Genomic DNA, 6,287 nt, shown 5'->3' on the forward strand with positions numbered 1-6,287 from the left:
CGTCAGCGGTCGAAACTTGGGCGCTTGTTGTTGAACTTCCAACCCGGGAAAAACACCTGCATCGCGATCGCATCGTCGCGTACGCCCAGGCCCTTGCTCAGGTAAAGCTGGTGCGCCGCCTCGATCGCGTCCATGTCGGCCTCGATGCCCAGGCCCGGCTTGGCCGGCACCGCGATCTTCCCGTCAACGATCCGCAGCGGTTCGCGCGTCAGGCGCTGGCCGTCCTGCCAGATCCAGTGCGTGTCGAGGGCGGTGATGCGCCCCGGCGCGGCCGCGCCAACCTGCGTGAACATGGCCAACGAAATGTCGAAGTGGTTGTTCGAGTGCGATCCCCATGTCAGGCCCCACTCGTTGCACATCTGCGCCACCCGCACCGAACCTTGCATGGTCCAAAAGTGCGGATCGGCCAGCGGAATGTCGACCGACTGCAGCATGATCGCGTGGCCCATCTCGCGCCAGTCGGTGGCGATCATGTTGGTCGCCGTGCGCAGGCCGGTGGCGCGACGGAATTCGGCCATCACCTCGCGTCCCGAATAACCGTCTTCGGCGCCGCACGGGTCCTCCGCGTAGGCCAGCACCGACCCTTTGCCGCGGCACAGGCGGATCGCCTCCTTGAGCGACCAGGCGCCGTTCGGGTCGAGCGTGACGCGCGCCTGCGGAAAGCGCTCGGCCAGCGCGGTGACCGCCTCCATCTCCTCGTCGCCGCGCAGCACGCCGCCCTTGAGTTTGAAGTCCTTGAAGCCGTAGCGCGCGTGCGCCGCCTCGGCCAGCCGCACCACCGCCCCGGGCGTCATCGCCTTTTCGTGGCGCACGCGCGACCAGGCGTCCGGGCCATCGGGCTCGCTGACGTACTCGAGATCGCAGGCGGTGCGGTCGCCGATGTAAAACAGGTAGCCGAGCATTTCGACCTCGGTGCGCTGCTGGCCGTCGCCCAGCAGGGCGCAGGCGGGCACGTCGAGGAATTTGCCGAGCAGGTCGAGCAGCGCCGCCTCGAGCGCCGTGACCGCGTGGATCGTCACGCGCAGGTCAAACGTCTGCAGGCCGCGGCCCGCCGCGTCGCGCTCGCGGAAGGTTTCGCGCACCTTGTTGAGGAGGCCCTGGTAGTTGCCGATCGACTGCCCCAGCAGCAACTGGCGCGCGTCCTCGAGCGTCTTGCGGATCGGCTCGCCGCCTGGCACCTCGCCGAGGCCGGTGTTGCCGGCGTTGTCGGTCAGGATCACGATGTTGCGGGTGAAGTAAGGGCCGTGCGCGCCGCTGAGGTTGAGCAACATGCTGTCCCTGCCGGCGACCGGCACGACGCGCATTTGCGTGATGATGGGCGCCGTGCTGCGGTCTCGATCGTTGTTCATCAAAATTCCAATCTGCTTATCACTCGTCGCATAACAGTATAGTTACGAGACAAATTGGCAGGAATCAACTTGGTGAGCATTTTCCGTCAGCTCAGAAAATGTCGATGATGCAGCGCGTCACCTTCGGCGCCTCGGCGTCAAGGTGGTAGGCGATCTTGCGGTCGCGCAGCGCCACATCGGCCTTGGTCACGCGGTCGAAACGGCGCAGGTGCTCGGTCCACGACTCGTCGACGATACGCTCGATGTAGCAGCCGGGCGCGGTCACGCTGCGCATCAGCTCCCAGCTCAGCGCGCCCTGGCGCAGGCGGCTGCGCCGGCTTTCCTGCATCACCAGGCGGAATTCGGCGGCGCGCGCCGGGTCGATCCGGTACTCGATCGTGATCTGCACATGTCCCGCCGCCGGCGCCCCTTCGACCACCGGCGCGGGAATCTCGTGGGTCGGCGTCATGTCCTCCTCTTCCAAACTCAGGTCGGCGGCGAGCCAGCGCACGGCCAGCATGGCGGCGGCGCCGCAGGCGCTCGATATCAGCAGGCTGGCCTGGACCCCGGCCATGCTGGCCACCTGCCCCCACACGGCCGCGCCGAGCGCGCTCGCGCCCATCATCGACATCTGGAAAATCGACATGCCGCGCGCGCGCACCCAGTCCGGCAGCGCCATCTGGACCGACACCGTCAGCGAGTTCGCCACCACCATCCACACCACGCCGGCGACCAGCATCGCCAGGCCAGCGAGGGCGGTGTTGCCGCTGAGCGCGACGGCGCCGCTGGCGGCGCCCTGCAACAGGGTGCCGCCGACGATCAGGGCGTTCCTGGAAAAGCGCAGCCGCAGCCGCGGCAGCAGCAAGGCGCCGGCGATCGCGCCGACGCCCATGCAGGCCAACAGCAGCGTGAAGGTGCTCGCGGCGCCGCGCGCCAGGGCCTGCGCCACCAAAGGCAGCAAGGCGAGCAAGGCGATCGAGTGCGCATAAAAAATCACCGTGCGCAGCAGCGTCGCGCGCACCCGCGCGGACTGGCGCACAAACTGCACCCCCACCCGCATCGCGCTGAGCAGGCGTTCGCGCCCGAGGGGGCTGGGCCGGTGCACGTGGCGCCAGCGGATCAGCAGCGCGCCCGAAAACAGCGACAGCGCCGCATTGAGCACGAACACGTAGACGCTGCCGGCGCTGGCGATCAGCGCGCCCGCGATCAGCGGCCCGGCGATGCGCGAGGCGTTCATCGCCACCCCGTTGAGCGCCAGCGCCGCCGGCAGCTGCGCGCGCGGCACCAGCTCGGGCACGATCGCGGCGAACACCGGGAAGCGCATCGCCAGGCCGATGCCGTTGGCCGCCGTCAGCGCCAGCAGCAAGGCCGGCGTCATGGCGTCGGCCAGCACCGCCGCGCACAGCAGCAGCGCCACCGCGGCGACCCAGAACTGGGTCGCGATGAAGTAGCGGCGGCGGTCGAGGATGTCGGCCAGCGCCCCGCTCGGCAGGCCCAACATAAACATCGGCAGGGTCGAGGCGGTCTGCACCAGCGCCACCAGCAGGGGCGAGCTGGTGAGCGAAGTCATGGTCCACGCGGCGGCCACGTCGTTCATCCACATGCAGACGTTGGCCGTGAGCCAGATGCTCCACAGGATGCGGTAGTCGGGCTGGCGCAGCGGCGCCAGCGCCGAAAGCGACTCAGCGCCGGGCCCGCCGGGAGCGCTGTGCAACTCAGGCGGCGTTGGTGCTGCCATTTTGCCCTCCGTCATCAGATATCGTACAACTCGATTGTAGCATGCCGGCCAACGGCCAACGCCTCCCCCCACCAATGCATTTTTGAATGGCTGGCCCGGCAGCTATGCAAAAACGACTAGCCTCCGAAATTTGTCCCGTGCAGGCGGATCAGTTCATCGAGCCCCAGCGGCCGGCTGAGAGGCTGAGAGTCTTTCGATCATGCCCGCTCAGCACGCCAGAAAGCGCCAGTTCGTCGTTGCAAATGCTCGCCATAGCCCGCTATGGCTGTGCTTTGCGCCTCGATCTGCCGCTTTCTGGCGGGCTGCTCGGGCACGCCCGAAAAACTCTCAGCCTCTGAGCAGAAAACCCTGGATCAGGTTGCATCCGAAGTTGCGCAGATAGAGCATCAGGGCGTCCGTCTCCACGCCCTCGGCGATGATCTGCAGATGCATGTGGCGCCCCAGGTCGATGATCGAGCGCACGATCGCGCAGTCGCCGGGGTCGTGCGGCAGCCCGCGCACGAAGGAGCCATCGATTTTGAGCGACGATATCGGCAGCTCCTTCAGGCGCGACAACGACGAGTAACCCATGCCGAAATCGTCGAGGCTGATTTTGAAGCCATGCAAGCGCAGGGCGAGCATGATCGGGATGACCTTGTCGGCGTGCGTCATCACCATGCCCTCGGTCAGCTCGAGGCACAGGTGCCCCGGCGCGATGCCGCAGGCGTTGACCAGCGCCCGCAGTTGGTCGGGCAAACAGGCGTCGATGAACTCCGGCGCCGCCATGTTGACGTTCAGTTGCAAGCGCTCGAAGCCGGAGCGCTGCAGCAGCGCCAGGTCGCGGCACGCGGTTTCAATGACCCAGCGCCCGAGCTGCACGATGAAGCGGCTCTGCTCGGCGATCGGGATGAACACGTCGGGGCGCACGATCTCTAAACTGCGGCGGCGCCCGTCGGCCAACACGAACGAGACCGGAAACGCATAGCCGGCGCGCAGGGCGCACGCGGCCGCGCTCTCGCTGCGCACGAACGAGGCCTCGTTGCGCAGATCCTCGATCCACTGCGCGCAGCCGGTCCTCCAGACCGCGCCCACCAGCCCCTCGCCGGGCGCCATGCGACGTTTCAGGCTGTCTTGGCTGAAGGCCTCGAGCGCGATGTGTGGATCGTGCCACGATTGCTTGCACACGAGCTTGGGGGAGGCGAAGTTGGCGCCCTCCATGGCGCAGTAGGCGCCCCACTCCCAGCCAAGGTGCAGGCAGACGAGCTCGATGATCCTGGTCACCGCCTCGGCCACCGAGCCGGTTCCCACCAGCAGTTGCGTCGACTCGAAGCTGAGCCGCTCGCGCACCGCAGCGTACTTGGCCTGCGTGATGTCGATCAGCAGGCCGGCGTCGGCCATGTCCGGTCCCGTGGCGGGCAGCTTGACGATGCGCAGCGAGCGCAAGGCGCCGCGCTCGCTGGTGACCGACACCTCGCAGTTGGCCGGCGCGCCGTGGGCCATGGCCGCGAACAGGGCGTTGCGGTCGCCCGCGGCGAGACGGGCGCAACAGGCGGCGCCCGAGGCGTGCCAGCCGGCTTCGACGCCGAAGAAGCGCGCCGCGGTCGGCGACAGCACCAGTTGCCCGCTGCGCGCGTCGCACCACCAGCGGCCGAAGGCGACCATGTCCTCGGCCGGATCGGGCACCCGCAGCCGGCACAATGGAACAATCAGCGTGGCAGCGATCCGCGCGTCCGGCGCGGCGCTGGCGCCTGGGTGGCGGATGGACGACAGATTTTCCATGGACGGCATTTGAGTGGTGGTGTAACGCTCTTGACGCAACATCCATGCCACCGCCACCGGGCGCGACGCGCCGCCGCGGCACGATCGCGGTGCGTCGACGGTCCCGGATTGGTGCGTTATGCGTTCAAAATGTGCCCGGCAGCAGGATGTCCCTGCCGACGTCGCGGATGTCGCGATGCCCGCAAAACGCCATCGTGATGTCGAGTTCGTTGCGGATGATCTCGAGGCAGCGCGCCACGCCCGCCTGCCCGCCCGCGCCCAGCCCGTAAAGGAAGGGCCGGCCGATGTAGACCCCGCGCGCGCCCAGCGCGAGCGCCTTGATCACGTCCTGGCCCGAGCGGATGCCGCCGTCCATATGGATTTCGAGCTCCTTGCCGACCGCCTCCACGATGCCGGGCAGGGCCGAGATGCTCGACGGCGCGCCATCGAGCTGCCTGCCGCCGTGGTTCGAGACGATCAGCGCGTCGACGCCGCACTGCGCGGCCAGCTTGGCGTCCTCGGCATCCATGATGCCCTTCAAAATCAGCTTGCCGCCCCAGCGCCGCTTGATCCATTCGACGTCGCTCCACGACAGGGCCGGATCGAACTGCTGCGCGGTCCACGCCGACAGGGAGCCCATGTCGTCGACCCCCGAGACGTGGCCGATCACATTGCCGAAGCCGCGCCGCCGGGTGCCCAGCATGCCCATGCACCAGCGCGGCTTGGTCATCATGTTGGCGATGTTTTTGATGGTCAGCTTGGGCGGCGCCGACAGGCCATTGCGCAGGTCCTTGTGGCGCTGGCCGAGGATCTGCAGGTCGAGCGTGAGCACCAGCGCCGAACACTTGGCGGCCCTGGCGCGCTCGATCAGGCGCTCGATGAAGGCGCGGTCCTTCATCACGTACAACTGCATCCAGAACGGCGCGCTGGTGTGCGCGGCGATGTCCTCGATCGAGCAGATCGACAGCGTCGAGAGCGTGAACGGAATGCCGAACGCCTCGGCCGCCCTGGCCGCGAGGATTTCGCCGTCGGCGTGCTGCATGCCGGTCAGGCCGGTCGGCGCGATCGCCACCGGCATGGCCACCCGCTGCCCCGCCATGGTGGTGGCCAGCGTGCGGTTGGTCATGTCGACCGCCACCCGCTGGCGCAACTTGATTTTGCCGAAGTCGTCGCTGTTGGCGCGGTAGGTCGATTCGGTCCACGAGCCCGAGTCGGCATAGTCGTAGAACATCCTCGGCACGCGCCTCTCGGCCAGTTTGCGCAGATCCTCGATGCAGTGCATTGATCGCATTGTCTTCACTTTCCTGTGTGCGTTCACTTTCCTATGTGCGGCAGGGGCCCATCATACGATGCCGCTGCCGCTGGCGCCGGCCTTGGCGGGACGCGCCTGTGCGACCGCGTCGCGGTAGCCCGCCGCGCGGTAGCACGCCACCGGGTCGGCGGCGGCGCCCGCGCGCACGCGCGCCATCGCCAAAATCGGGCTC

Annotated in this window: 4 protein-coding genes; all 4 read right to left on the reverse strand. The window is 67.9% G+C overall.

Annotated elements, in window-relative coordinates:
- Window positions 1-2 precede the first annotated feature (2 nt).
- The 4 genes from gudD to C7C56_RS26885 all read right to left on the reverse strand — a co-directional run bounded on the left by gudD (window position 3) and on the right by C7C56_RS26885 (window position 6,094).
- Window positions 3-1,349, reverse strand: coding sequence for a glucarate dehydratase (gene gudD, locus C7C56_RS26870; RefSeq protein ID WP_106760404.1), 1,347 nt, complete (start codon window positions 1,347-1,349; stop codon window positions 3-5).
- Window positions 1,350-1,440: 91 nt separating this feature from the next.
- Window positions 1,441-3,066 carry an MFS transporter gene (locus tag C7C56_RS26875; protein WP_229459024.1) on the reverse strand — a complete coding sequence of 542 codons (1,626 nt, stop codon included), beginning with the start codon at window positions 3,064-3,066 and terminating at the stop codon, window positions 1,441-1,443.
- A gap of 327 nt (window positions 3,067-3,393) precedes the next feature.
- Entirely contained in the window at window positions 3,394-4,824 is a 1,431-nt protein-coding gene (locus C7C56_RS26880) for an EAL domain-containing protein (protein WP_181373378.1), read from the reverse strand.
- A 124-nt stretch (window positions 4,825-4,948) separates the two neighbouring features.
- Window positions 4,949-6,094 (reverse strand): alpha-hydroxy acid oxidase, encoded by a 1,146-nt coding sequence (locus C7C56_RS26885; RefSeq protein ID WP_106760407.1) that lies wholly within the window; start codon window positions 6,092-6,094, stop codon window positions 4,949-4,951.
- Window positions 6,095-6,287 lie beyond the last annotated feature (193 nt).

The organism is Massilia glaciei, from assembly GCF_003011895.2.
Lineage (GTDB): Bacteria > Pseudomonadota > Gammaproteobacteria > Burkholderiales > Burkholderiaceae_D > Telluria_A > Telluria_A glaciei.